Raw genomic sequence first — 26,998 nt, 5'->3', positions numbered from 1 at the left:
GAGTTCATGATGAATCGTAAAATTGTCATTGTTGGTGGAGTAGCAGGAGGCGCTACAGCTGCTGCGCGCCTTCGTCGTATAGATGAACACAGTCATATTGTAATGTTTGAACGCGGGGCTTACATTTCTTATGCCAATTGCGGGCTCCCTTACTATATCGGCGGTACCATTAAGGATCGAAGCAAATTACTTGTTCAAACTGTAGATGGGATGACGGCTCGCTTTGGTTTAGACATACGTACTTTAACAGAAGTTGTCCGTATTAATCGTGAGCAGAAGACGGTAACTGTCCGACACCTACCATCTGGAGATGAATACGAAGAGAGTTATGATACACTCATCCTCTCTCCAGGCTCAAAGCCGATCGTCCCTCCAATCCCAGGCCTAGCAGAGTCCAACTATTTCACTTTGCGAAATATACCGGATACGGATAAAATTTATACATTTTTAGAAGATCAACAGCCTCAAAGTGCTACGATTATCGGTGGTGGTTTTATTGGTTTAGAACTAGCGGAGAATCTTGTTGATCGGGGGCTTAATGTTACTCTTGTTGAAAAGTCTCCACAAGTGATGGCTCCTATCGACAGAGAAATGGCAGCACTTGTCCATACAGAGTTAAAACGAAAAGGAATAACTCTCTATTTAAATGACGGTGTGAAAGCTTTTGAGGAGCAAGGGAAACAAATTATACTCGAAAGCGGTACGTCTATTTCAACAGACCTTGTTGTACTTTCTATCGGTGTTACACCTGAGAATACGTTAGCTACCCTGGCGGGTCTTGATACAAATGAGCGAGGCGGTATTATCGTCGATGATCATTTGAAAACAAACGATCCATCAATCTATGCAGTTGGTGATGCCGTTCAAGTTAAAGATTATCAATTTGGGCAACCAACCATGATCCCGCTTGCATGGCCTGCTAACCGCCAGGGACGTCTTGTAGCTGATCACATTTACGGGAAAGACGTTCGATATAACGGCACACTCGGCACATCCATTGCCAAGATTTTTGACCTTACTGTTGCGGCTACAGGCAAAAATGAAAAACAACTGAAAGCGATGCGGCTTCCATATGAAGCTATTCACATCCATCCAGGTTCCCATGCTGGTTATTACCCAAATGCAACGCCACTTTCCATGAAGCTATTGTTCCATCCTATTGAGGGTACCATTTACGGAGCACAAATCATTGGCAAAGAAGGTGCTGATAAACGAATCGATGTGTTAGCTACAGCGATTAAAGGTGGATTAACCGTTATGGATCTGCCTGATCTTGAATTAGCCTATGCTCCTCCATACTCATCTGCCAAAGATCCTGTTAACCTACTTGGCTACGTCGCTTCAAACATTGTTGAAGGTGAGGTTGAAGTGGTTCACTGGGATGAAATGGACGGAATTGCGAATGCGGCGGGTATGATTCTAGATGTTCGAACTTCTAAAGAATTTAGTAATGGTGCAATTCGAAATGCCGTAAACATTCCCCTTGATGATCTCAGGGATCGCTTGGAGGAGTTACCAAAGGGTGAGCCAATCACCGTCTATTGCCAAGCGGGGTTACGCGGATATGTGGCAACGAAGTTACTTAATCAGCACGGCTTCCTTATTAAAAATCTAGAAGGTGGCTATAAAACCTATTCTTCCGTTATGAACGATCTAAAGGAACTGCAAGCAGAACAAGCATAAGAACTGTGCCATCTTCACATCCTAAACGTGGAGGTGGATCGCATGAGCAAACGAAAAAACAACAACCGCGGCAAGACTGGCGGAGCTAACATTAATCCGCAAGGCTATACAGAAGACAAAGCGGACCAACAACCTAAAACAGAACTACAACAAAGAGCCAAAACCAAAAACACAAAAATCTAAACCAAAAGGGACAGACCCACTTCACCACACTATTGACCTGAAGCGTGTCTGTCCCCCTTTATTGCATTGGAGAACGAAAGGGTGTCTGACACCCTTTCGTTCTGCAGTGTGATAAAGGTATTTTTCTGAATATTTATACTTTGTTCAGACCTCTTTTATCTCCTTAAATGTGTGTTACCATATACTGTAACAACACATGAGGAGGAATATGATATGCACCTGGAAGAACTGCTTCAATCGTATGTTAAGGAGTTCAACCAACAGCCTGATTCACCCAATGAATTATTGGACTATTGTCAACGCATGTATGTAAATGGAGAACTGGACTTTCACTCGTATCGTCAATTGTTTCAACACTTACACGAAGAAGGTGCTACATCCTCACACAATGAAATCGAAACGGTCTAACCGATGCTTTTGCATCGGTTTTTTTATTGTTTCTAGTCCCCTTCATCACTTCCACCACATACTTCCAATTGATATCTTCTCTTAATTTTCATTCATTAAGGAACCTCTGGACATGATAAAAGTAAATGCACACCAGGAGGAATGACGATGCCACAACAACATCAACAAGCTCAGCAACAGCCCCCTCAACATCAAAATCATCAGCCAGGTTATGAATACGAAATGCAGCCTTTACCTGAATTTATTGACCCAGAGTATAAACCGAGCGAAAAGCTTAAAGGAAAAGTTGCCGTTATTACAGGTGGCGATAGCGGGATAGGCAGATCGGTTGCCGTCCATTATGCAAAAGAAGGCGCCGATGTTGCTATTATCTTCCTTAATGAAAAACAAGACGCAAATGATACAAAGACAATCATCGAACGAGAAGGCAGAAAATGTCTGTTAATTGGAGGAGATATTGGGAATGAATCCTTCTGCCAAACAGCTGTGAACGAAGTTATGCAGTCCTTTAACCAGATTGATATTCTTGTGAATAATTCTGCAGAACAACACCCTCAGCAAAACTTTGAAGACATTACAGCTGAACAATTGGAAAAAACGTTCCGGACAAACGTATTTGGTTATTTTCATATGACGAAGGCTGCTCTTCCACATATGAAAAAAGGAAGTACAATCATTAATACTTCTTCTATTACAGCGTATCAAGGTTCCAAAGATTTAGTGGATTATTCAGCAACAAAAGGTGCTATTACAGCACTTACGCGTTCGTTATCTGAACAACTGGTTGGGAAAGGAATCCGAGTAAACGGAGTCGCACCAGGTCCAATCTGGACACCCTTAATCCCTGCCTCATTTGACGCTCAGAAAGTCTCTCAATTTGGATCTAATACTCCTATGAAAAGAGCCGGACAACCAAGAGAAGTCGCACCCGCCTACGTCTACTTAGCAAGCCAAGACTCCTCTTATATCAGTGGCCAAATGATTCACATAAACGGCGGCATAATCGTAAACGGATAAAACTTTACCAAACTAAAGCGTGTCAGATACCCTTCGTCTCGCTAAAGCATGAAAGGGTGTCTGACACGCTTTACTTCTATGCAGTGTTAAAACCGACTGATAGGTTTGATAATGAGACATGGCGGTTAAAGTCAATAGAGAAACTGCAAATTTAGGATAGAGAAATCATAATTTCGTTAAAGCGAGGGATTATTACATGAGCCAATACAGCGCATTATTTGAATCAGGAAAGCTTGGAAATGTGGCAACTTCAAACCGATACATCGTTGCTCCCATGACCCGTGTTTCAGCAGAAAGTGACGGCCGCGCTAATGACCGTATGCGTGATTATTATGAACGCTACGCCAAAGGTGGTTTTGGTACTATCATTTCTGAAGGGATCTATATTGATGAGAAGCATAGCCAAGGATACTTCAATCAACCTGGCTTAGCTACTGATGCGCATGTGGATGCCTGGAAACCGATTGTAGATACATTGCATAACCATGGAACAGCCTTTATTGCCCAGCTCATGCACGCTGGTGCTCAGACCCAGGGCAATGCTTATACAGATGAAACGATTGCTCCTTCGGCTGTAGCCCCTAAAGGAGAGCAACTAGGATTTTATGGTGGGTCAGGTCCGTTTAAGACAGCTAAAGAAATGACCGCTCATGATTTCGCACAAGTTCAAGAAGCATTCGCTCTCACCGCAACCCAGGCAAAGAAGGCCGGTTTTGATGGTGTAGAAATTCATGGCGCTAACGGCTACCTTCTTGATGAATTCTTAACCAATTACATGAATCAGCGCACCGATCGTTACGGTGGTCTAGAAGGTGGGTTAACGTTTATTCAAGAAATTGTGAATGCTGTGCGCGAAGCAGTCGGACCAGATTTCATGGTCGGCATTCGCTTATCACAAGGCAAAGTCGCAGACCAAGAATATCGCTGGCCAGGTGGTGAAGAAGATGCGAAACACATCTTTTCAACACTAGGTGATCTGCCGCTTGATTATATTCACGTTACAGACGGTGACGGCACTGCCCCTGGATTCGGCGAAGGGACTCGTTCAATGGCAAAAGCCGCTAGTGAAGAGTCGAACCTGCCCGTTATGGCCAACGGTAAGCTCGGTGATCCAGACCAAGCCTTAGAAGCTGTCACAGATGAGAAAGCAGACTATGTGACCCTTGGTACAGGCGCGCTCGCTAACCCTGACACTCCTAACCTTGTCTCAAAAGGTGAATCTTTACGAGAATTTGATGCGGAATCCATTTTGTTCCCAGAGGCGTATATTAAAGATCACGAGTTATCTTTAGATATTCAAACAAAAAAGTAATTGATGCATTTTAGTGATGGAACAAAACGCTCAGACCTCTAATCTGAGCGTTTTTTCTTGAGTTGCTTTCTGCTGTACTTGAGCCGGTTTTGTTAAGGCTTGAGCCGATTCCACTTTTCAAAATCTCTCTACATCCACTCCTCAAAGAACAACGTCATCATCTTGAGTCACTTTCCGAGGATCTTGAGCCAGTCCCTATCAATCTTGAGCTATTCTCTTCGATCTTGAGCCGTTCCTTCTCAACTTGAGCCGAAATTTTGACCACTTGAGTCACTTTTTCTGAATCTTGAGCTGCTTCGCCCGGAACTTGAGCCAGACCATCCGAACTTGAGCCGCTCCCACCCACTCACACTAAAGCACGAAAGCGTGTCTGACACCCTGCTCTCCTCTAAAGCACGAAAGCGTGCCTGGCACCCTGCATCTTGCTAAAGCACAAAAGCCCCCTCCTTAAGGAGGGGGCTTTTGCATGTATTGTTCATTAGGGGGTAGCGACTTTTGGTGCTTCGATGGTGCGTGTTTCTTCATTTAGTACGAGTTGAAGTGGTGTTCCTTCTTCTTGCTCGATGAGGGTTTCATCGTGATTTACCGTGATTTTCAGAAGGTGCCCGCGGAAGTTAATCTTGAACGAGTAATCCTTCCACTCTTCTGGAATCATCGGATTAAAGTGAAGGATGCCGTCAACGACACGCATGCCAGCGAAACCATGTACGATCGATAACCAGGATCCTGCCATACTCGTAATATGAAGGCCATCCTCTGTATCGTTGTTATAGTTATCCAGGTCCAAACGAGCTGTGCGTACATACATTTCATACGCTTTTTCCTCGTACCCAAGCTCTGCTGCCAAGATTGAATGAACACAAGGTGAGAGGCTTGATTCATGGACCGTCATTGGTTCATAGAAATTATAGTTGCGTTTCTTCTCTTCTTTAGAGAATTTATGATTTAAGAAGTATAGTCCTTGAAGAACATCCGCCTGTTTAATAAAGCAAGAGCGAAGAATGCGATCCCAGGACCAATTTTGATTTAACGGAAGGTGCTTTTCATCAAGGTCTGCGACTGGCATGATCTCTTTATCTAAGAACCCATCCTGTTGAAGGAAGACACCTGCATCCTCATCATACGGATAATACATTTTTGAAATGATGTCTTTCCATTGATCAAATTCACTAGATGATAACCCCAGCCGGTCTAGAAGTTCATAGTATCGAGCACCATGTTGGCGTTCGATAAATAGTGCCACACCTAGTGTATACTCAAGCGTCCACGCTGCAATGCGATTGGTATACCAGTTGTTATTCACGTTGTTCTCATATTCATTCGGCCCAGTCACACCAAGGATCATATAGCGATCTTTACGTGGGTTATAGTTGACGCGGCTCGCCCAGAAACGACTGAGCTCAGCTAGCACTTCAAATCCATAGTCAGCCAAGTAAGCTGTGTCTCCAGTGTAATTCGTATAATTCCAGATTGCATGAGCGATGGCTCCGTTACGATGGATTTCCTCAAACGTGATTTCCCACTCATTATGAGACTCTTCTCCGTTCATCGTCACCATCGGGTATAGAGCGCCTTCTAATCCAAGCTTACGAGCATTCGCACGAGCTTGATCTAAATGATTATACCGATAGATTAAAAGGTTTCTGGCAATCGCCGGGTCAGCCGTACCTAAAAAGAACGGTAAGCAGTAAGCTTCCGTATCCCAATACGTGCTTCCGCCATACTTTTCACCCGTGAACCCTTTCGGACCGATGTTTAAACGCGGATCGTCACCTGTGTATGTGTTATACAGTTGGAAGATGTTATAGCGAATGCCTTGTTGTGCTTCCGCGTCGCCACCTACCGTTACATCAGCTTTTTTCCAGCGCTTCTCCCATGCTCCTTGATGTTCTTGAAGCAACTGGTCGAATCCTTTTTCAAAGGCTTCTGTTACAAACCCTTGAGCTTTGTCAGCTAGCTCAGCAGAATCATAGTCTCTGCTTTGAGTAACGGCTACATATTTATAAAACGTAACGGGTTGTCCTTCTGTTACCGCTACATCCATTACATTATCAATATATTCTTCCTGGTCATCCATCGCCTGAATGGTAACGTCTGCTCCTTCCACTGCTGTTCGCATTGCGGCTGAGACTTCAAATTCCGTCTTACGGGTTTTCATCGTTAACACACCCGCTTGTTCTGAGACCTCATGATGGACAGGCTCCCAGAAATCTTCATCATAGTTCGCGTCTTCGTTTCGTACATCTCCGTTTAGGAATGGTTGGAAAGAGATTGTACCACTAAAGTTAATCGGGGTTACTTCATACCGAATCGCTACAAGTTCAGGATGAGCAATAGAGAAGAAACGTGTAACGTTCACTTGAACATGCTCTCCATTTCCATTTTCAGCTGTAAAAGAACGGCGCAAGAGGCCATGACGCATATCGAGCTCTCGTTTAAATTCCATCACGTTCCATGTGTTTAAATCAAGTTCTTCATTCTGAACGACAACCCGAATACCTGTAACATTAGGAGCATTCAATACCTTAGCAAAATATTCAGGGTATCCATTCTTCCACCAGCCAACTCGGGTTTTATCAGGATAGTATACGCCTCCGATATAGGTGCCTTCGTGCGTTTCACCTGTGTACGTTTCTTCAAAATTGCCGCGCATGCCCATGTGGCCATTCCCGATACTCATTAAACTTTCGGCTAAACGATTTTCTTCTGGATGGAGACTTGTTTCAACGACTTTCCATGGATCTACTTCAATAATACGTTTCATATTGGCTCACCTCTGCCCTTCTTAAAATATATGGAACCGTTTGGAACAATGTTATCTCTACGAGGTAGAAGCACCGTTAAGGCTTATGTGTTGACTCGATTGACGACGAACTAGCTCGTAAGGAACGATAATCCGTTTCGCAGGTTCATCTTGATTATTCACTTTTTCAATTAAACATTTCGCTGCCTGGTTCCCTAGATTATAAATCTGTATATCTACCGTAGTAAGGGAAGGTCGCGTGATCTCTGAAATATACAAATTGTTAAAGCTTACAATGGATACATCATCAGGTACACTTATGCCGTTTTCTTCTAGCATTGTGACAACTCCAATACTCATTAAATCATCGACGATTACAAGACCAGTAGGGGGCTCTTCAAGCTGGAATAATTGATGAACCGCTTCTCGTCCACCTGATTTTAAGAACTCCTTATGGATTTGATAATCTTCACGAACCGGAAGTCCTGCTTTCTCTAAAGCCATCTCATAACCGCGCATGCGATCCTGTGTCACAACTAAATCAGTATCCCCACCGATAAATGCAATTCTCTCATGACCTTGGTTAATGAGTTCGTTTGTTATATCAATGGATGCGTTCACATTATCGTTATCCACATGTGTAATACGATCAATATGCTCACACGGTTTCCCCACTAGCACAAATGGGAAATCTTTTTCTAGTAAAAAGTTAATCACGTTATCGTCTACCCTGGAATATAGCAGGATAATTCCATCTACGCGATTGCCATAAACCATACGTTGTACACCTTCATAGACTTCTTCTTCCGTTTCGCCCGTTGAGATGTATAACGAATAATCTAATTCATGCGCAACAGCACTAATCCCTCGTAACACTTCAGGAAAGAATGGGTTTTGAAGCGCTTTATCCGCTGATGACTTCATGACAATTCCAAGAGCTTGTGTAGAGCGATTGGCCAAACTTCTTGCGTTCACATTCGGATGATACCCTAACTCTTTCATCGCTCTTCGCACACGCTTCTTGGTGTCCAAACTAATTCTAGGATGATCAGCTATGACCCTTGAAACGGTAGAAGGAGCAACATTTGCTGCTTTTGCTACATCTTTAATTGTAATTCCCATTTTTCTCACCTTCTTAACATCGATTCAGGGTTAAATCGTAACCTCTACTCTCAAACCCCGGTCGGTCCAAACTCCCGATTGTCTCTCTCCGTTCACCAACACTTCTTGCCCCTCTTCTAAACCATGGAAGATGAAGGAACATTGTTTATAAGGTAACGGCCACTCCATTTCATTGTGACAGGAAATGGCTAGTTGACGATCTTCACATTGTATGGATACGTTGAGCTTGACTGATTCACCTGAGCGATAATCCGTCGTCTCTCCATCATCATCATAAACTTGAGTGTTATAACTCCCATTTATATGAGCATAAACGTGAAGCTCTAATTCTTTTTGGTCGGTAATGGCCCGTTGTTGTTTTGGGCTCTGAGCAATCAAGGTACCTTTTTTAATAAATAGCGGCAATGTATCAAGTTCTGCATGGACTAAATGTGCTGTTCCACCTTGATAAACTTTGCCACTAAAGTAATCAACCCATTCTCCTTCTGGAAAATAAACAGCACGGTCTGTGACTTCAGGCTGCATGATTGGTGCAATTAACGTATTATCTCCGATCATAAATTGATCATGTAAAGCATAAGTTTTCGCATCCATTGGGTACTCTAGCATGAGCGGCCTCATAACGGGGAGCCCTTTCGAATGAGCTTCATGGAATAACGAATATAGTTGAGGAAGCCACTCATATCGAAGTTCTATATAACGTTTAATAATCGCTTCATATTCTTCGCCGAATTGCCAAGGCTCCTGGTACAATGTGCCGATCGCCGAATGATTACGGAAGTAAGGAGTAAACGCCCCTACTTGCGTCCAGCGAGCCAGCAACTCTCCATTTGAATCATGCGCGAATCCACCTACATCTGGTCCTGTAAAAGCAACTCCCGATAATCCAAGATTCATACACATGGGTAACGACATCTGTAAATGTTCCCAGAAACTTCGATTATCGCCAGTCCATACTGACGCATACCGTTGCACGCCTGCAAAACCAGCTCTTGTTAAAAGGAATGGTCGTTTTCCATTTAGGTTTCTTTCCATCCCTTCATACGTTGCTTTCCCCATCAAAAGGCCATATAAGTTGTGAAGCTGTCTATGTGTTTTAGGATCACCTTCATTTTTATGAATGACGCTCGTATCCATCGTTTTCGTCTCATTAAATACAGCTGGTTCATTCATATCATTCCATATGCCTTCAATTCCAAGCTCCGTATAGAACTCATGCATTTTCCCCCACCAATTTTGTGTCCGTTCCTCTGTGAAATCAGGAAAAGCACTCGTTCCAGGCCAGACATCACCAAAGTAAAGGTCGCCTTCAAGATACTTACAGAAGTGATCGTTCCGGACACCTTCTTGATAGGTTGAATATTCCGGATCTTTCTTAACACCCGGGTCAACTATGGGAACAATTCGGATCCCTTCTTCTTTCAAGTCTTGCACCAATTTCTTGGGATTAGGAAATCGATCTTTATCAAATGTGAAAACTCGGTATTCATTCATATAGTGAATATCGAGATAGATCACATCAAGAGGGATTCCTTTTTCCTTAAAAGTATTAGCTAATGCTCGTACCTCTTCTTCACTCTCGTAACTATAACGGGATTGGTGATAGCCAATTGCCCATTTCGGAGGGAGAGGCATTCTTCCTGTTATATGAGTGTACTGTTCAATCACTTCTTTTGGACCTTCACCAGCAAACACGTAATAATCAAGCTTCCCACTATCACCTTTAAAAGAGTAAACCTCTTGTTCTGTTTTCATATCAAATGTTGTCTTAGACGGGTTATCAAAAAAGATCCCATAAGCGCGTCCGTTTCGTAATGCCATAAAGTAAGGAATGGATTGATACAGCGGGTCTGTCTCCGGGTTATGAGGGGCATACACATCTGTATTCCACATGGTGTAAGACTCTCCACGCTTATCCAAGAACCCAGACTTCTCACCAAACCCATAAAAACGATCCTCTGGCTCCATTTTCTTGTAGCAAATCACTTCACCGTTTTCTTTAAACCCGATCCCCTTGTCTCCTTCAGACACAATAACTTGACCCTCAGGAGTTAAAACAGACAAACGAAACTGCTGTTTAGAGACGGAAACAACAAGACGATCGGTCTTTACTAAGACCCTTTCATCCGTCTCCTCAACACCAACGTTCACTGATTCAAGAGCAGCTACAACCGCTGGAGTAGAAGCTAAATCAGAAACACCCTTCTGATTCATAATCACCCTCACAATATCCGAACGATAAAACTGAAGGTGAATGTCCGCTCCATCGCAAATGAACGTCACGCCTCCATCCCTTTTCTTAATGGATTGTACCGTTCCAACATCACGGTAAGAACCGTTCACCATTGCCTGATTCTGACCGGGGTGTATTGCAAAACTCGTATCTTCAAGCACTCCATTCCCTCCTTTGCACCATTACTCTGGTTTAAGATTTCTTATTCTTACGGCTTACAAGAACAACGAAAGCGACGAAGCTTCCCATGACAAGAGCTAATACGCCAAAGAATATCCAGTTCATTCCAGTATCTTCTTCAACGATATAAACATCAGCTGTTTCACGGTCAAGTCCAATTTCATATTCGCCATTTCCATTATCTCGAACAATCGAATCATGAATGAGCCCTCTAAGCTGCTCTCCTTCGACTACTTCGCCTAGTACTGCCGACTTTGTTTCTTTACTATTATTAATCGCAATGTACGCGACTTCATCCTCATATGTTCGTTTAAACACTCCAAATGGTCCTTCATCAATGACTTGCTCAAAGCTTCCTTGAGTAAGTACAGGGAATTTCTTACGGATGGCTGCGAGTTGTTCAATGTGTTGCTTAAGCTCCTCGTCACCCGCTTTAAAATTCATAATTCGGCGATTATCAGGGTCTTCGCCGCCATCAAGTGGAACTTCAGATCCATAATAAACAATAGGCATTCCTGGAGCTGTATACATATACGTTAAAGCTAATTTCCAGCGTGTAATTGGATTTTGCTTCGCTTCATTCGCAAGCCTTGTAAAACGTTTATTATCGTGGTTATCTAAAAATGTCCCAAGCGAATGAGGATCTTCGTAGAAGGCTTCATTACGCTGCCATACTTTCCTAAGTTCAGCTACGGATTGTCCTGGTTGTTTAAAGACTTGTGTAGCGGTTTCAAAAAAAGGATAGTCAACAAACGAATCGATCCCTACCTCTTCATATCCAGCAATATACCGAGGGTCTTCACTCCAGACTTCCCCCATTAAGAAGAAATCAGGGTCAATGCTTTTGACGTGATCGCTAAACTCACTCCAAAACTCTTTCGGCACATGCTTAACCGTATCTAATCGAAACCCATCTACACCCGTTTCATCTATCCAATATTCAGCTGCATCAAATAAGTACTCTTTTACTTCTGGGTTTTCTGTGTTTAAATCAGGAAGCCCAGCAAGCCAACCATTCTCTAACTGATCCTGTGAGTTTCCTACCATACGCGATTCCTCATGAAACCAGTCTTCTTTAGAAGGATCTGTTAACCATTCATGCTGGTACCCTGTATGATTCACAACGAAATCAAAGACAACTTTCATATCACGTTTGTGCGCTTCGTCTACAAGTCGCTTAGCATCTTCCATCGTTCCGAAGTGTTCTTCAACTTCTTTAAAATCACTAATCCAATACCCGTGGTACCCTTTTGGTTCGTTCTCCATAATCGGTGTAATCCAAATCGAAGTAAATCCCATGTCTTTAATGTAATCTAGCTTTTCGATAATCCCTTCTAGATCACCACCATGATACGCTTTAGGATCTTCTGGATTTACACTGTAATCGTTAGAAGCATCCCCATTGTTAAACCGGTCTACCATAATAAAATACATTAACTCATCTTGCCAGCTTCCTTCTTCTTTTTCCGCAGCTTCGGCTCCGAAGGCGTAAAAAAGAAGAAACGGAATCATGACGAGCGTAGTCAACACGCGCTTTTTCATTTTCCGCTCCTCCTTTAGATTATCGTATTCTCTCAATCTCTAGAATACATGAAATAGTAGCCTTCTGCCATTACCCTTTTGTTGCACCAGATGTTAATCCGGAGATGAGATAACGCTGTAAGAATAAGAATACAAGCGCAATTGGAATGGCAATTAAAATAGACCCAGCCGCAAATCGAGTAAAGTTATTGGCAAACTGGTTGTTGATGAAGTTAAATAATCCAAGAGCTAGTGTAAAGTTCTCAGGACTTGAAAGAACGATACGCGGTAACAGGAAGTCCGTAAATGGTGCCATGAAGTTGAACAAGGCAACAACTGCTAAAATCGGCTTCGCAAGCGGAAGCATGATTTTAAAGAATACCTGGAAGTGTCCCGCACCATCCATGCGCGCTGCTTCATCTAATTCACGAGGAATCGTGTCAAAGTAGCCTTTAACTAGCCATGCGTTAAATGGAATTTGTCCACCAACGTAGATTAAGATTAAGCCCCATAAGTTATCTAATAAGCCAATTAGGTTTAATAGAATGTAAAGGGCAACCATCCCCATTAGAGCCGGAAACATTTGCAAGAGTAGAAATGCGTATAATCCATTCTTACGTCCAACGAACTTGTAACGAGAGAACGCATACGCTACAAATGATGTGATAATAACCGATGCTACAGAGTTTACTACGGCTACAAACACACTATTCTTATACCAGATCAAGTAGTCACTGCTTGGATCTGTGAACAACCATTTGTAATGTTCAAATGTGATATTCTCAGGAATCATAGAAGATGAGAACATGTTTGTTCCTGGATTTAGGGAAATACCGATTGTCCATAATAGCGGATAGGCGATTATGATGAACATGAACAAAATAAATGCGTATATGAATCCCATCTCAATGCGAGATTTTGTCTTTTTATTCATTACATCTCACCTTCCTCTTTATAGGCTGCAGTTTTTCTAAACTGATAGAATGCAAATATGGAAACGACAAGTCCCATAATAATTGTTATGGCCGCAGCCATGTTGTAGTTATTCGTATCAAACGTTAATTTGTAAACCCAAGATATTAGAATGTCGGTACCACCTGCGTTTTGACCACGAACAGCTGGTCCACCTTCGTTAAACAGATAGATAATGTTAAAGTTGTTAAAGTTCTGTGCATACTGCATGATAAGTAACGGTGCCGTTGCAAACATAATGTGTGGAAATGTGATAAAACGGAACTTCTGAAACCTTGTTCCACCGTCTACGTCGGCTGCTTCGTACATGTCTCTTGGGATACTTTGTAGGACCCCTGTAAATAAGGCGAATACAAATGGGAAACCAAGCCATGTTTGAATCATAATTAACGCTACTTTTGTCCAAGTTGGATCAGTTAACCAAGGAATCATCAAGCCGAACTGACTTAATATATCTTTGTTAATCGCACCGAACGTATCATTGAACATCGCAGAGAAGATTAGGATCGTAACAAAAGCTGGTACTGCCCAAGGTAAGATTAAGAACGTACGAATCGTTCTCTTGAATTTAACACGCTCATCGTTTACAAGAAGCGCTAGGAATAGACCAAGTGCGATTTGTAATGTTGTCGCAACGACTGTCCATACTAGTGTCCAACTTAATACATTTAAGAAGGATTTCTTCCAAATAGAGAGCGTTACAAGATCAACAAAGTTTTGGAATCCTACCCAACTAAGTAAGTTTCTCGGCGGTGAATTGTATAAATTGTAGTCGGTAAAAGCTAATGAAATCATAAAGGCAAGTGGTAATACAACAATGAATACAAGCATAACCAGACCAGGTCCAACCATCATGTATGGGAAACCTGCATCGTAGGCATCTTTAATTTGTTTACGAACAGATGGTACTGGCTCTCCTTGAGCTAACAGGCGTGCATCGCGTTTTGCATCAATGACGTTGTACACATAAAGTGTAGCGGCAAATGCAATCACGATTAAACTAACGAGCCCTTCTATTAATAAGATAATAGAGTGGTCCTCACCTTTAACCTCACCTAGCGTGATGAACCCCCAAACACCGTGAATAATAAAATTCAACATCGTGATTAGGAAAGCGGATTCGAAAATGAGGAAGATGATTCCCTTTAGTAGTCTCTTATTATAGATTTGCCCTAAACCTGCAAATACAAGTGAGAGGATTGTAGCCAATTTGACGTTGTGATTCTTTTGCTTCACATCTTTAGTAGCTGGTGATGTTTGTGGCATACTCGTTTCCCCCTTATTGCTTCATGGTCTCCTTATACATGGAGATATACGGCTCATCGCTGTGCAAGCGTTTGCTCAAATGTTGAATAATAAGTGGATAGGAGATCCCTCCTATCCACCCCTACTATTACTGACCGCTCGCTGCGATCTGGTCTTTAATAATTTGTACAGTTTCTTCCATAACGTCTTTCGGATCGTCACCTTGAGCTAGGAATTGAAGAGCGTTACCAGCTGGTTCCCAAACTTGTTGCATAGCTGGTACAGATGGCATTGGCTCACCATAGTTTGTTTGCTCAGCAAATGCAGCTGTAATTGGGTCCTCTACGATTGCAGAATCTTCAAGTAAAGCTGTACGTGGAGGAATTTCTCCCGCCATTTCATAGTAAGTCATAGCATTTTCTTCGTTTGTCATAAATGTCATAAGGTCTGTCGCCCACTCTTTGTTTTCAGAGAAAGAAGAAAGCATCCAAGCTTTAACCCCTACGAATGATTGCATGTGCTCTCCATCAACTTTTGGAAGTGGAGCTGCGCCTAAGTCATCGCCAAGAGCTTCTTCATAACCAGGACGTGCCCATGGACCCGTCATAACAACAGCAGCTTTTCCGTCGTTAAATAAACCGTTCATGATATCAGGGCTAACTTCCTTAGGAATGTAACCTTCTTCAAAGAAAGTTTGAATATTCTCAGCACCTTTAACAGCACCTTCATTTGCTAAACCAATGTCACTTGTATCATAAGTACCATCTTCTTTACCAAATACATATCCACCAGGACCTGCGAAGAATGGATACGCAAAGTAGAAGTTGTTCAATTCACCCAAGAAACCATAGCTACCGCCACTAGTTTGCTCTTTTGCAATAGCCATAAGCTCGTCCATTGTTTCAGGAGCTTTGTCAACTAGGGATTTATTGTAGAAAAGACCATATGTTTCGATTACGGCTGGTGCACCCCAGATGTCGCCATCGTATGTCATAGCACTAATCGCTGTATCTGTGTATCCATCTTTCGCATCGCCAAGATCAACTGGCTCAGCAAGACCACGTACAACTAGGTTCCCTAAACGGTCATGAGGTTGGAAGAATAAATCCGGACCGTTACCAGTAGGACCATCTAAATCTAGCTTCTCTACTTGGTCTGTCATATTAATACGAGTCATTTCAATATTAATACCTGTTTCGTCTGTGTATTTATCTGTAATTGTCTTAATAGCTTCAACCTGCTTGTCATCATCGTTAACCCAAAGCGTCAGTGTGTCAGGCTTGCCAGATTCTCCATCAGATGACTCCTCGCCATCACCGGATCCTCCCTCAGCTGTTTCGTCTGTTGAACCACCGCTTTCAGAACTGTTGTCCCCGCTACATGCAGCAAGAACTCCAACGGCTAGTATCATAGTAAGCAAAAGCATCAGAAACTTTTTCATAACAATTGACCTCCCCTTATGATCTAATTGCAACCGTTTGCATTAACTTCAAAAAAATATAGTTTCAAAGTTTAATTGATTGTTTGTGTAAGCGGTTGCACTTGTCTTACCTTTATTATACATATAATTTTACAAGACACAAATACTTTTTTTAATTTTTTCATAATTTTTGTGTCAAACCTATGAACTAGAGGCTTTAACATTCTTTTCACCTATTAAAAACATTCTAGTTATCTCTTACTTTCTAATTGACAACTTTATCCGATTAAAATAGCCTTTAAGTATTACAGCTTCATGCAAGCGCTTGCTTATAATAAGTAAAATTAATGGAGAGGGGTGGCTTTATGCTACGAGAAGCAATTTACCATCGTCCCAAAAATAACTTCGCCTACGCGTATACAAAAGAAGAACTTCATCTTTACGTACGCACGAAAAAAGGGGACGCGAAAGAAGTCCAATTGATTCATGGAGATCCTTATCACTTTGAAAAGAAGAGTGGATGGCAATATAAAAAGGCTCCTATGCGCTTATCAGGTACAGATGCGCTTTACGATTACTGGTTTACATCTGTAAAACCTCCCTTCCGTCGCCTTCGATATGGATTTGAGCTAACAGACGGAAACGAAACAACCATTTATGGAGAAAAGGGATTTCGTGACGAACCTACGTCAGAAGATATTGGTTTTTATTTCGCTTTCCCATTTCTTAACGGCATCGATGTCTTCACTCCACCTGAATGGGTAAAAGATACAGTCTGGTACCAAATCTTCCCTGAGCGATTTGGGAATGGTGATCCATCCCTAAATCCAGAAGGTACGGTCCCATGGCGCAGCGAAGATCCGAAAGTTGATAATTTCTTCGGAGGGGATTTCGAAGGGATTATTGAACACCTTGATTACTTAGTCGAGTTAGGTATCACGGGCATTTATATGACTCCAATTTTCAAAGCCTACTCGAATCATAAATACGATACGATTGATTACTATGAAATCGATCCTCAATTCGGAGATAAGGAGACGTTCAAAAGATTAGTGGACACATGCCACGAAAAAGGCATCCGAGTGATGCTTGATGCAGTCTTCAATCATAGTGGCTACTACTTCCCGGCCTTCCAGGATGTCTTAGAGAACGGGGAAAACTCCATCTATCAAGACTGGTTCCACACGCGTGAGTTCCCTCTCCAAGAAAGACCAACTCCGAATTATGATACGTTCGCATTCGAGAAATCTATGCCTAAGTTAAACACAGAGAATCAAGAAGTAAAAGATTACCTTCTCGGTGTAGCCCGCTACTGGGTAGAAGAATTTAATATCGATGGCTGGCGCTTAGATGTTGCAAACGAAGTGGACCATCAGTTCTGGAGAGAATTCCGATCCGTCGTGAAGACAGCTAAAGAAGACGCCTATATATTAGGCGAGATCTGGCACGATTCTATGCCATGGCTTCTAGGAGATCAATTTGATGCCGTCATGAACTATCCGTTTACGGAAGCTTCTCTAAATTATTTCGCCCGTGGCAAAATGAACGCACGTGAATTCTCAGATGAACTAACGAAAGTGCTTCATATGTACCCAGATAACGTAAATGAAGTTCAATTCAATCTGCTTGGAAGTCACGACACACCGCGCATTTTAACGGAGAGCATGGAAGATAAAAATAAAGTAATGCAGCTTTTCCTCTTCCAGCTATCTTTCATTGGTACACCTTGCATTTACTACGGAGATGAAATCGCCATGACAGGTGACCATGACCCAGGCTGTCGTAAATGCATGATTTGGGATGAGGAAGATCAAGACCAGGAGATGTTTTCTTTTGTAAAGAAACTAATTCAATTACGGAAGGACATTCCGGCTTTTGGTAATCATGGAGACTTCCGCGTATTACACGCAGATCCGGATGAGAATACGCTTATTTATAAAAAATCAGACGAGACTACAACGCTATTGTTTATTTTGAATCCGACACAGTCCTCCCAGTCCATTCCACTTCCTAAGGAATTCCAAGATCAAAAAGGGACGGACGTATGGAGCAAAGAAACATTAGATCCTTCTGCGTCTTGTACACTAGAACCTTACCAGTTTCAGATCATTCAATATTAAGGCAGACAAAGAGGTATCCATTAAGGGTACCTCTTTCCTTCTGCTTATGAGGAGCACCAATCATGAAAGCACAATCTAAAACCAAAATGACACTTTTCTCCTTAACATGGCCAATCTTTATTGAAATCATGCTGCACATGTTAATGGGGAATGCGGATACGCTTATGCTCAGTCAATATTCTGATCACTCTGTTGCTGCAGTTGGAGTCTCAAACCAAATTCTTTCTGTCGTTGTCGTGATGTTTGGTTTTGTTGCCACAGGAGCCGGCATTTTAGTTGCCCAACACCTAGGAGCCGAGAAGGAAGAAGAAGCAGGCTCCATTGCAATCAGTTCCTTAAGCTTAAACTTGTGGTTTTCCTTAATGATGAGTGTTAGCTTGTACGTGTTCTCTGAACCGATTCTCAAGCTTATGGATCTCCCTCCTGAACTTATGGATGAGGCTAATCTCTACCTAACCATTGTCGGTGGCTTGATTTTTGTACAGGCGCTCATTATGACAACAGGAGCAGTGCTTAGAAACTATGGTTTCACAAAAGATGCCATGTACGTCACGATCGGAATGAACATTATAAATGTAATCGGTAACTATTTTGTCATTTTCGGTCCGCTTGGATTTCCGGTCCTTGGTGTTGAAGGAGTTGCTTATTCTACTGCGTTTAGCCGCTTTATTGGTTTCCTTGTTTTACTAGGGTTGCTGATTAAACGAAGCAACGGTGAGCTCCCGATGATTTCGTTTTTCCGATACCAGAAGAAGCATGTCCTTGGACTTCTCCGTATCGGTGTCCCTTCTGCAGGAGAACAGCTTTCTTACAATGCCAGTCAAATAGCCATCACCTATTTTATTGCTCAGATGGGGACAACAGCTATTACAACGAAAGTATATGCTCAAAATATTATGATGTTTATATTTCTCGCCGCCATTGCTATTGGGCAAGGCACTCAAATTTTAATAGGTCATCACATTGGAGCCAAAAGACTAGATGAGGCGTATACACAAGGATTCAGAAGCGCCAAACTAGCTATTATGATATCCGTAGGAATGTCGATTGTTGTCTATTTCTTTAGCGATTCTTTACTTAGCATTTTCACATCCAACGATTCTATTATTGAACAAGGATCACTCTTACTTTTACTCACAATCCTTTTAGAACCTGGTCGAGCTATCAATCTCACTGTCATCAGCTCCCTACGAGCAGCAGGTGATGTACAATTCCCAGTCTTCGTCGGAATTTTATCCATGTGGGGCATTAGCGTAACATTCGGCTGGTTCTTCGGATTGTACTTAAACATGGGCCTCGCAGGAATATGGATCGGCTTCATAACCGACGAATGGCTCCGCGGCCTCCTTATGACAAGGCGTTGGTATAAGAGAAAATGGAGACAAAAAGCTTTTGTATAACAAAAGCGGAAATGCCCCGGGTAGGCCCGGCAGGCATAAGCGGGGGATCGGAATGAAGTGCCCTTCCTTCATGCAGATCAACCGCTTATGTCCCGAGGGCCTGGGGCATTGCAGCTGGATGATAACAAAAGCGGAAATGCCCCGCTTAGGCCCGGCAGGCATAAGCGGGGGATCGGAATGAAGTGCCCTTCCTTCATGCAGATCAACCGCTTATGTCCCGAGGGCCTGGGGCATTGCAGCTGGATGATAACAAAAGCGGAAATGCCCCGCTTAGGCCCGGCAGGCATAAGCGGGGGATCGGAATGAAGTGCCCTTCCTTCATGCAGATCAACCGCTTATGTCCCGAGGGCCTGGGGCATTGCAGCTGGATGATAACAAAAGCGAAAATGCCCCCGTGTAGGCCCGGCAGGCATAAGCCTATAAGAAACACAAAGAAGCTACACCAACTATCTGGAGTAGCTTCTTTTACGCTCTACCGCACCAAAGGGTGTCTGGCACCCTGCTTTTCTTTACAGCGCTAAAGTGCAATTTAAGCGTCGATCTTAACGTTGTAGGCTTTAAGCCAGTGGTTAATCTGACCAAGGTGTGCGAGTAGCTGTGGTCCTGTCATCAGCTGACCAAACCATGGTGTATCAATGGCTTTTCCTTCGCTGTCGACGAGTTCTTTAATTCTTTCTTTCTTAAAGAGGTTAAAGAGTGGTGCATTGGGATCATCTAAAATTTCTCCAAGCCAGCTGACTACAGCTCTTGTGTAAACAGGATTGTGCGTCTTTGGATATGGACTCTTCTTCCGGTACAAGACGTCATCAGGCAACAATCCTTCTAACGCTTTCCGCAAGATCCCCTTCTCTCTGTCCCCGTATCGCTTCATTTCCCACGGCACATTCCACACATACTCGACCAAGCGATGATCACTAAATGGAACACGAACTTCAAGACTGGCTCCCATACTCATGCGATCCTTACGATCCAGTAACGTTGTCATAAACCAGAGCTGATTTAAATAAAAGAGTTGGCGTCGCTTTGCTTCTTCTTTAGAGTCGCCGCTAAACGTTGGCGTCTCTGCGATCGTATCCTGATAGCGCCCCATCATGTACCCATGCAAGTCAAGCTTTTGACTCCACTCATCTGTTAGAAGTTCATTGCGCACACCAGAAGAGCGAATCCAAGGAAACCCTTCTCGAGACAAGTCTTCCTGACGATAAAACCAAGGGTACCCGCCGAATATTTCGTCTGCACATTCTCCAGATAGCGCCACGGTTACATCCTTTTTAATCTCACGGCAGAACCATAATAACGAAGAATCCACATCAGCCATACCTGGGAGATCACGCATATTGACGGCTTCTTTTAAAAGCCCTGCCAATACATCATTATTCATTACAGAAGATGAATGCTTCGTGCCGAACGTGTCTGACATCAATTGAATAAAATCCCCGTCGCTATTCGGTTGGAACGTATTTGCTTTAAAATACTTCTGATTCCCGTCAAAATCGATCGAGAATGTTTGAAGTGGATCTTTCCCCTCTGCTTTCATATGGTTCGCGGCAATGGCTGTAATCGCACTTGAATCTACGCCACCTGATAAAAACGTTCCGACCGGCACGTCAGATACGAGCTGACGAGTGACGGCATCTTCAAACAATTCCCGAATGGTTGCGGCCGTTTTCTCTACTGAATCCGTATGTTCATGACTCTCTACGTTCCAATACCGGGTGATCTTGAGTCCATTACGACTGTAGACTCCTACATGCCCTGGCCGAAGTTCTTTTACCCCTTTGAAAACACCGTGACCGGGAGTACGAGATGGCCCGAGCGCCAGAATTTCACTCAGCCCTTCTTCACCAAGAACAGGATCAATATCCGGATGAGCAAGGAGTGCTTTTAACTCTGAAGCAAATACGAGTCCCCCTGCGTTCTCGGTGTAAAAGAATGGCTTCACTCCTAAACGGTCGCGAGCGATAAAGAGCGCTTCTCTTTCACCGTCCCAGATTCCAAAAGCAAAGATTCCATTTAACCGATCCACACACGCTTCTTTCCACTGCATATAACTCTTAAGTAAGACTTCTGTATCAGAATGAGACTGAAAGCTCCAGCCGAGACTGGCTAGCTCTTTCCTTACATCTTCTGTATTGTATAACTCTCCGTTGTAACAAATGGTATACGCATGGGAACCATTCTGAAAGGTCATCGGCTGTCTGCCACCCTCAGGATCCACGACGATTAAGCGCTGATGACCAAATGCAACGTGAGGCTTAATCCAGGCATTGGATTCATCAGGACCGCGGTAGTGAAGTGTTTTCGCCATTTTTTCAACGGTGCGTTCGTGCTGCGTCAGATCCTTTTTATAATCAACCCATCCACTAATGCCACACATCTACACTCATCCTTTCTATGCTAGAGCTTGCGATTCAATTGTCTTCCTTCCCTAACATATGCCCAGATGAAAAAGATGTGATTTTATCAATAAAGTATGACGATTTTGTTTGCTTTGAAAGAGAAAGGTGGTCCTTTGAAAACACTCGCTTTCCTGCGGACGAACTCCAGAGCTTCCTCAGTCGCTTCACTCCCTGCGGGATCTCTGAAGCACGTCTTTCCGCGGGAGTCTCGCATTTTCAAAAGACCACCTTCGCCGTAAAAGGGTTAAACAAAAACGTCGCCGTATTATTAGGATTTGCTGAAGTGAAAGAGAAGACCATTTACCCCATCATACAAATACACAGAAAAAGCGTTGAATTGGTTTACAATTCAACGCTTTTACATTCGTGATTAGATGATTAGTTTAAAGGTAAAATTCCCATTGGTAGACGGCCAAATCCTAGTACTAGTGCGATAATGATGGCGATGAAAAATTGGATCCAGGCGCTTTTTGCGGATACGCGTTTTTTGGCGCGGACGGCGATCATTTCCATTGCGAAGATTACCCATAAGCCAGCTAAACTTTTCACAATCGCTTCTCCTAGAATGGCGCCTCCACCGTTTGCGAAGTACACTGCTATAAGGCTACCACCAGAGTACAAGATTAATAAGTAATCCAGACGTAGAATCATGTGAAAGACTTTACCGACCTTTGGCTTTCCTAATCGATCAAACCATACCGTCAGGCCAAGCAGAATTAGCGCTAACACCCATGACGTAATATGTAAGTGCGTTTGTCCATCCATACTTTTTCCCTCCTTTACATACAACTTACCACCGATATCATACCAAAAAAACATAAGAACTGCGAATGTTTACTCTTTATCGGCCTATATAACAAAAAATTCTGAAAAGCTGTTATACTATTCATAGATTCTTTAAATGATGGAGGGATACAATGACACATACAAGTGAACAAATTATTGAACAAACACAGGAATATGGGGCAAAGAACTATCACCCGCTTCCAATCGTCATCGCTAAAGCAGACGGTGTATGGGTAGAAGATCCTGAGGGTAATCGTTACATGGATATGTTAAGTGCTTATTCAGCGGTTAACCAGGGCCACCGTCACCCAAAAATCATTGATGCGCTAACTGAGCAGGCATCCCGAGTAACTCTTACTTCTCGTGCTTTTCACAATGACCAGCTTGGTCCTTGGTATGAAAAGATTTGTAAACTAACCAATAAAGAGATGGCTCTTCCTATGAATACAGGAGCAGAAGCTGTTGAGACGGCTATTAAAGCTGCACGCCGTTGGGCTTATGATGTAAAAGGCGTGGCCGAAGACCAGGCTGAGATCATTGCGTGTGTAGGGAACTTCCATGGCCGTACGATGACAGCGGTTTCCTTATCTTCTGAAACAGAATATAAACGCGGGTTCGGACCAATGTTACCAGGTATTAAAGTAGTGCCTTACGGTGATGCAGAGGCATTACGTGAAGCAATCACTGAGAACACTGCCGCTTTCTTATTTGAACCTATTCAAGGAGAAGCCGGTATCGTCATTCCTCCAGAAGGGTTCTTAAAAGAAGCTTATGATATTTGTAAAGAAAACAACGTTCTTTATATTGCCGACGAAATTCAAGCTGGACTTGGACGTACAGGTAAAATGTTTGCGTGTGATTGGGAAAACGTTTCTCCTGACATGTTTATCCTTGGTAAAGCACTTGGCGGGGGTGTCTTCCCAATCTCTTGTATCGTTGCGAACAAAGATGTGCTTGGCGTATTTAACCCTGGTTCACACGGTTCAACATTTGGAGGCAACCCACTAGCATGTGCTGTATCCGTTGCAGCTCTTGAAGTATTAGAAGAAGAAAAATTGGCCAGCCGTTCGCTTGAACTTGGCGAATATATGATGAGTGAGCTTCGTTCCATCGACAATCCTAAGATTAAAGAAGTGCGCGGAAAAGGGCTCTTCATCGGCGTTGAAATGACCGAACCTGCTCGTAAATATTGCGAAGAACTGAAAGCAAAAGGGCTTCTTTGTAAAGAAACCCACGAAAGCGTCATCCGCTTCGCTCCCCCTCTTGTAATTGATAAAGAGGACCTGGACTGGGCTATTCAGCAGATTAAAGATGTATTGTCACCAAAAGCGTAAGCGACCGCTTAGCAACGTACGTATAGCCTAAAACCAAAAGGAGCGCTCGGTCTAATGCACCGAGCGCTCTTTTTTATCCATTATTAAAGTTTCTTGATCTCTTCATCAGTTGGCATAACGCTTGCTGCGACTATATAAAGCAACAACACGAATCCGCTTGTAACGAAACATAATATCACCGCCAGGATTCGCAAAAGGCTTACGTCAATATTATAAAGTTCGCTTAATCCACCGAGAACACCTGATATTTGTTCATCTTGCGTGGAACGATAAAGTTTTTTCATAAGCGTTCCTCCTGTATGATTCTATACCCATACTACGAATCAGGGTACTACGATGCTTCAACTTTTTACAATATCACAACGCCTTCACGTATCCCCCGTCCACAACAAATGCTTGCCCTGTTACATACGTATTGGCAAAAGAAGCTAAGAAAACAGCTGTGCGCGCAAATTCCTCAGGCGTCCCGTACCGTCCTGCAGGGATCCTGGTTTCCATCTCGGCCTTTACTTCCTGAACAGAAAGCCCTCGTTTTGTTGCCACTTTCTCATCCAGTTCCTCAACACGCTCTGTTTCAATACGGCCTGGTCCAAGCGTATTCACAAGGATGTCTTCTCCGGCGAACTCATTAGCCATTGATTTCGCTAATCCAACAATCCCTGTTCGGAACGTATTGGACAATATCAATCCATCGATTGGCTGTTTAATGGAGGAAGAAGCGATGTTTAAGATCCGTCCTCCCCCTGCATCTTTCATATGAGGAATGGCTAAACGGCTCGCACGAATAAAGCTTAATAAATTCAGCTCAAATGCTTTTTGCCAATCCTCATCAGACATGTCCATAAAACTTCCTGCGGGAGGTCCCCCTGCATTATTCACAAGAATATCCACCCCTCCAAGCTTATCTATAGCCGATTCAAATAAAGCTTCAAGACTTGCTGAATCTGTAATGTCACACACTTCAGTGTGTGGAGCGATGCCTGATGTGCCTGCTTCCTGGTGAATCTCCTCAGCTGCCTGCAGAAGATGCTCAGCATTGCGACTAGAAATCAGTACTTTAGCTCCTTCACGTACAAATTCCGTTGCGATCGCTTTCCCAATCCCTTTACTTGATGCTAATAAAACGACCCGCTTTCCTTTTAACCCTAAGTTCACCAAAACCCCTCCTTCATACTATTACCTTTATTGTACTGAAAAAGAGGGACGTTTTTCCAAAAGGAACGTTTACGGATTACTCAAGCTTACAATTTTCTTCTGCCCCCAAGGAGCAACCGCAACTTTGGCAATTCGTTCAGACTCGTTCCCTTCGAAAGCTTCACCCGTATTCTCTTCAACATAAAAACGCTCAATTCCGTAGCGAATACGAAGCTCCCCTCCATTGCCACCTTTATATTGGCCCGTGATTAAAACTTCACCATTTTCTGTACGTAATGCCTGATGCGACACGGCTTGTGCTCTATAAACATCTCCGTCTTTCCTCAACTTTACATACACCTTCTCGTTGTACTGAGGTTCATCCCCGATCCATTTTTGTTCTGAAATTGTAGAGATTTCATAGTTCACTACTACATAATCTCCGTAAAAGAGGTCACGCGGATCAACAGGAGCGGTTTTTAACTCAATCGTATCTCCAAACAGATCCATTGCATAGTACGCCCCGGCCAACCCAACTAGATACAAGACTTGTAGACTTACGATCAATGGAAATAACCAACGCTTCACCTACCTCCGCCCCCTTTTTCATTCCCAGATAAACGGCGACGTTCCCGGTTTAACACATAACTTAGTCCAAACAGAAGAACGCCTCCAATGAAGAAAAAGACCGATTTGTTAAGGAAATCCCAAGCTAACTGGACATATGCAATTAAGGTGCTAACTAGAAAAGCACCTGTTCCCAAATTGACCAGACTAAACGCTTCCCGCTTCGTGCCAATGATTAGATATCCAATCGACAATACATATAATAGGATTAACGCGATCACCCCTGAATTCCCTCCTAGATACACGATCGGAAGAAACAGCAAGAGATTCAGAACACCAATAACACGGTCTTTCACTAATAAAACGAGTAGTCCTACTAATACAATATGGGAAATGAGAAACATCATATTTATGTCCAGTCTTTCCATCACCCATAAATCGAGCAGAAAGACCTCAATGGCTTTTAATAAAAAGGCAACACCGATACTTGTGATTTGCAATGAAGTGAAACGAAGGAATGAGAGATTAGACGCAACATAAAGGAGTAACCATAGGAAAAGCAACCAAACATAGTCATGGCCACCCGCAAAAACAAGGACAAGGGACTGAAGAACATACCCAAACCCATATAACAATGCCAGGAAGTCACGACGCAATCGAATTAGCTCAAAGCCTCCGCCAATCACGAATAAAAGAAAGATCCCTAAATGGGCTTCTCCGTATGTCATCCAACTATACATTTGCCCCACCGTTAAGATCGCAAAGGTTAAATATAGGAGAGGCTGTTCCCTTCTAGCACCGTACACCAATAGACCAGCCACTCCCCATAAGAAAAAGGTCGTCGCACTATAGGCCATGTAATGATACATTTGTCCGGTCAAAATCATTGATGCCCCGAAATTCAGAACTCCTATGGCATAAAATGATGTACCTAGCGTTCTAGCTCCTTTTTGATAAGCGCGTTCTCCGAAGAAGTAAAAGCCAAGGAGTGACACAATCAAAATCGCCATCTTTAAGATGTTTGGCAAGAAAGACCAGTTTGAAGCAACAAAAGTCAGGAACCCTAATCCAATAAACAAACCACCAAAAATCGTTAGCAATCCCCTTGAGTTCCTGTTTGGATACCTTTTGATGATTTGTTCATATTGCTCTCTAGATATGATTCCTTCTTCTACCCAGGATGCTGCTTCTTTCTCCAACCAAGATCGTTTCACACACC

The 26,998-nt window shown here is 43.0% G+C and carries 21 protein-coding genes; 8 read left to right on the top strand and 13 right to left on the bottom strand.

From position 1 onward, the window contains the following. Positions 1-9 precede the first annotated feature (9 nt). From IMZ31_RS04220 to IMZ31_RS04200, 5 genes are all read left to right on the top strand, one after another. Positions 10-1,683, top strand: a complete 1,674-nt coding sequence (locus IMZ31_RS04220; protein WP_207530294.1) for a CoA-disulfide reductase — start codon at positions 10-12, stop codon at positions 1,681-1,683. A gap of 42 nt (positions 1,684-1,725) precedes the next feature. After that, a complete protein-coding gene (locus IMZ31_RS04215; RefSeq protein WP_207529355.1) occupies positions 1,726-1,866 on the top strand; it encodes a small, acid-soluble spore protein L in 141 nt (46 codons plus the stop codon). A gap of 213 nt (positions 1,867-2,079) precedes the next feature. Continuing rightward, positions 2,080-2,274 carry a YppF family protein gene (gene yppF, locus IMZ31_RS04210; RefSeq protein ID WP_036784979.1) on the top strand — a complete coding sequence of 65 codons (195 nt, stop codon included), beginning with the start codon at positions 2,080-2,082 and terminating at the stop codon, positions 2,272-2,274. Positions 2,275-2,421: 147 nt separating this feature from the next. Then, a complete protein-coding gene (locus IMZ31_RS04205) occupies positions 2,422-3,291 on the top strand; it encodes an SDR family oxidoreductase (RefSeq protein WP_207529354.1) in 870 nt (289 codons plus the stop codon). 196 nt (positions 3,292-3,487) lie between these two features. Then, positions 3,488-4,603: an oxidoreductase gene (locus tag IMZ31_RS04200; protein WP_207529353.1), complete on the top strand. Its 1,116-nt coding sequence runs from the start codon at positions 3,488-3,490 to the stop codon at positions 4,601-4,603. Between the two features lie 478 nt (positions 4,604-5,081). Here the strand turns inward: IMZ31_RS04200 and IMZ31_RS04195 are convergent, their stop codons facing one another. The 7 genes from IMZ31_RS04195 to IMZ31_RS04165 all read right to left on the bottom strand — a co-directional run bounded on the left by IMZ31_RS04195 (position 5,082) and on the right by IMZ31_RS04165 (position 16,060). Beyond that, entirely contained in the window at positions 5,082-7,367 is a 2,286-nt protein-coding gene (locus tag IMZ31_RS04195; RefSeq protein ID WP_207529352.1) for a glycoside hydrolase family 65 protein, read from the bottom strand. Positions 7,368-7,424: 57 nt separating this feature from the next. Continuing rightward, positions 7,425-8,492 (bottom strand): LacI family DNA-binding transcriptional regulator, encoded by a 1,068-nt coding sequence (locus tag IMZ31_RS04190; RefSeq protein WP_305849407.1) that lies wholly within the window; start codon positions 8,490-8,492, stop codon positions 7,425-7,427. A 6-nt stretch (positions 8,493-8,498) separates the two neighbouring features. Then, positions 8,499-10,862 carry a glycoside hydrolase family 31 protein gene (locus IMZ31_RS04185; protein WP_207529350.1) on the bottom strand — a complete coding sequence of 788 codons (2,364 nt, stop codon included), beginning with the start codon at positions 10,860-10,862 and terminating at the stop codon, positions 8,499-8,501. Positions 10,863-10,893: 31 nt separating this feature from the next. Continuing rightward, positions 10,894-12,423, bottom strand: a complete 1,530-nt coding sequence (locus IMZ31_RS04180; RefSeq protein WP_207529349.1) for an alpha-amylase family glycosyl hydrolase — start codon at positions 12,421-12,423, stop codon at positions 10,894-10,896. A 70-nt stretch (positions 12,424-12,493) separates the two neighbouring features. Next, entirely contained in the window at positions 12,494-13,336 is an 843-nt protein-coding gene (locus IMZ31_RS04175; protein ID WP_036784994.1) for a sugar ABC transporter permease, read from the bottom strand. Continuing rightward, complete coding sequence (locus tag IMZ31_RS04170; RefSeq protein WP_207529348.1) at positions 13,336-14,640, bottom strand: sugar ABC transporter permease; 1,305 nt, start codon at positions 14,638-14,640, stop codon at positions 13,336-13,338. The genes IMZ31_RS04175 and IMZ31_RS04170 overlap by 1 nt, the downstream gene beginning before the upstream one ends. 127 nt (positions 14,641-14,767) lie before the next feature. Further along, positions 14,768-16,060: a sugar ABC transporter substrate-binding protein gene (locus IMZ31_RS04165; protein WP_207529347.1), complete on the bottom strand. Its 1,293-nt coding sequence runs from the start codon at positions 16,058-16,060 to the stop codon at positions 14,768-14,770. Between the two features lie 344 nt (positions 16,061-16,404). On the opposite strand from IMZ31_RS04165, the gene IMZ31_RS04160 reads away from it, so the two are divergent. After that, positions 16,405-18,159 carry an alpha-glycosidase gene (locus IMZ31_RS04160; RefSeq protein WP_207529346.1) on the top strand — a complete coding sequence of 585 codons (1,755 nt, stop codon included), beginning with the start codon at positions 16,405-16,407 and terminating at the stop codon, positions 18,157-18,159. A gap of 62 nt (positions 18,160-18,221) precedes the next feature. Further along, positions 18,222-19,559, top strand: a complete 1,338-nt coding sequence (locus IMZ31_RS04155) for an MATE family efflux transporter (protein ID WP_207529345.1) — start codon at positions 18,222-18,224, stop codon at positions 19,557-19,559. A 529-nt stretch (positions 19,560-20,088) separates the two neighbouring features. Here IMZ31_RS04155 and asnB read toward each other — a convergent pair. Beyond that, positions 20,089-21,936 carry an asparagine synthase (glutamine-hydrolyzing) gene (gene asnB, locus IMZ31_RS04150; protein WP_207529344.1) on the bottom strand — a complete coding sequence of 616 codons (1,848 nt, stop codon included), beginning with the start codon at positions 21,934-21,936 and terminating at the stop codon, positions 20,089-20,091. A 400-nt stretch (positions 21,937-22,336) separates the two neighbouring features. Further along, positions 22,337-22,723 (bottom strand): YisL family protein, encoded by a 387-nt coding sequence (locus tag IMZ31_RS04145; protein WP_207529343.1) that lies wholly within the window; start codon positions 22,721-22,723, stop codon positions 22,337-22,339. A 152-nt stretch (positions 22,724-22,875) separates the two neighbouring features. Here IMZ31_RS04145 and IMZ31_RS04140 point away from each other — a divergent pair, with 152 nt between their 5' ends. Next, on the top strand, positions 22,876-24,078 hold the full coding sequence (locus IMZ31_RS04140) for an ornithine--oxo-acid transaminase (protein ID WP_207529342.1): 1,203 nt from the start codon (positions 22,876-22,878) through the stop codon (positions 24,076-24,078). 83 nt (positions 24,079-24,161) lie between these two features. Here IMZ31_RS04140 and IMZ31_RS04135 read toward each other — a convergent pair whose 3' ends face one another. The 4 genes from IMZ31_RS04135 to IMZ31_RS04120 all read right to left on the bottom strand — a co-directional run bounded on the left by IMZ31_RS04135 (position 24,162) and on the right by IMZ31_RS04120 (position 26,993). Beyond that, the gene (locus tag IMZ31_RS04135; RefSeq protein WP_207529341.1) at positions 24,162-24,362 is read right to left on the bottom strand and encodes a PspC domain-containing protein; all 201 of its coding nucleotides are present in this window, start codon (positions 24,360-24,362) and stop codon (positions 24,162-24,164) included. Between the two features lie 73 nt (positions 24,363-24,435). Further along, positions 24,436-25,233: an SDR family oxidoreductase gene (locus tag IMZ31_RS04130; protein WP_207529340.1), complete on the bottom strand. Its 798-nt coding sequence runs from the start codon at positions 25,231-25,233 to the stop codon at positions 24,436-24,438. A gap of 69 nt (positions 25,234-25,302) precedes the next feature. Next, positions 25,303-25,800, bottom strand: coding sequence for a GDYXXLXY domain-containing protein (locus IMZ31_RS04125; RefSeq protein ID WP_207529339.1), 498 nt, complete (start codon positions 25,798-25,800; stop codon positions 25,303-25,305). Continuing rightward, the gene (locus tag IMZ31_RS04120) at positions 25,797-26,993 is read right to left on the bottom strand and encodes a DUF2157 domain-containing protein (RefSeq protein ID WP_207529338.1); all 1,197 of its coding nucleotides are present in this window, start codon (positions 26,991-26,993) and stop codon (positions 25,797-25,799) included. Before IMZ31_RS04120 ends, IMZ31_RS04125 begins: the two co-directional genes overlap by 4 nt. Positions 26,994-26,998: the final 5 nt, after the last annotated feature.

The sequence above is a fragment of the Pontibacillus sp. ALD_SL1 genome, assembly GCF_017355605.1.
The sequence above is the reverse complement of the archived record's forward strand: the minus strand, read 5'-3'. Positions and strand labels throughout refer to the sequence as shown.

Coding starts and splice junctions, on each gene's coding strand:
- IMZ31_RS04220 (WP_207530294.1), top strand. CDS start 10: ATGAATCGTAAAATTGTCATTGTTGGTGGAGTAGCAGGAGGCGCTACA.
- IMZ31_RS04215 (WP_207529355.1), top strand. CDS start 1,726: ATGAGCAAACGAAAAAACAACAACCGCGGCAAGACTGGCGGAGCTAAC.
- yppF (WP_036784979.1), top strand. CDS start 2,080: ATGCACCTGGAAGAACTGCTTCAATCGTATGTTAAGGAGTTCAACCAA.
- IMZ31_RS04205 (WP_207529354.1), top strand. CDS start 2,422: ATGCCACAACAACATCAACAAGCTCAGCAACAGCCCCCTCAACATCAA.
- IMZ31_RS04200 (WP_207529353.1), top strand. CDS start 3,488: ATGAGCCAATACAGCGCATTATTTGAATCAGGAAAGCTTGGAAATGTG.
- IMZ31_RS04195 (WP_207529352.1), bottom strand. CDS start 7,367: ATGAAACGTATTATTGAAGTAGATCCATGGAAAGTCGTTGAAACAAGT.
- IMZ31_RS04180 (WP_207529349.1), bottom strand. CDS start 12,423: ATGAAAAAGCGCGTGTTGACTACGCTCGTCATGATTCCGTTTCTTCTT.
- IMZ31_RS04175 (WP_036784994.1), bottom strand. CDS start 13,336: ATGAATAAAAAGACAAAATCTCGCATTGAGATGGGATTCATATACGCA.
- IMZ31_RS04170 (WP_207529348.1), bottom strand. CDS start 14,640: ATGCCACAAACATCACCAGCTACTAAAGATGTGAAGCAAAAGAATCAC.
- IMZ31_RS04165 (WP_207529347.1), bottom strand. CDS start 16,060: ATGAAAAAGTTTCTGATGCTTTTGCTTACTATGATACTAGCCGTTGGA.
- IMZ31_RS04160 (WP_207529346.1), top strand. CDS start 16,405: ATGCTACGAGAAGCAATTTACCATCGTCCCAAAAATAACTTCGCCTAC.
- IMZ31_RS04155 (WP_207529345.1), top strand. CDS start 18,222: ATGAAAGCACAATCTAAAACCAAAATGACACTTTTCTCCTTAACATGG.
- asnB (WP_207529344.1), bottom strand. CDS start 21,936: ATGTGTGGCATTAGTGGATGGGTTGATTATAAAAAGGATCTGACGCAG.
- IMZ31_RS04145 (WP_207529343.1), bottom strand. CDS start 22,723: ATGGATGGACAAACGCACTTACATATTACGTCATGGGTGTTAGCGCTA.
- IMZ31_RS04140 (WP_207529342.1), top strand. CDS start 22,876: ATGACACATACAAGTGAACAAATTATTGAACAAACACAGGAATATGGG.
- IMZ31_RS04135 (WP_207529341.1), bottom strand. CDS start 24,362: ATGAAAAAACTTTATCGTTCCACGCAAGATGAACAAATATCAGGTGTT.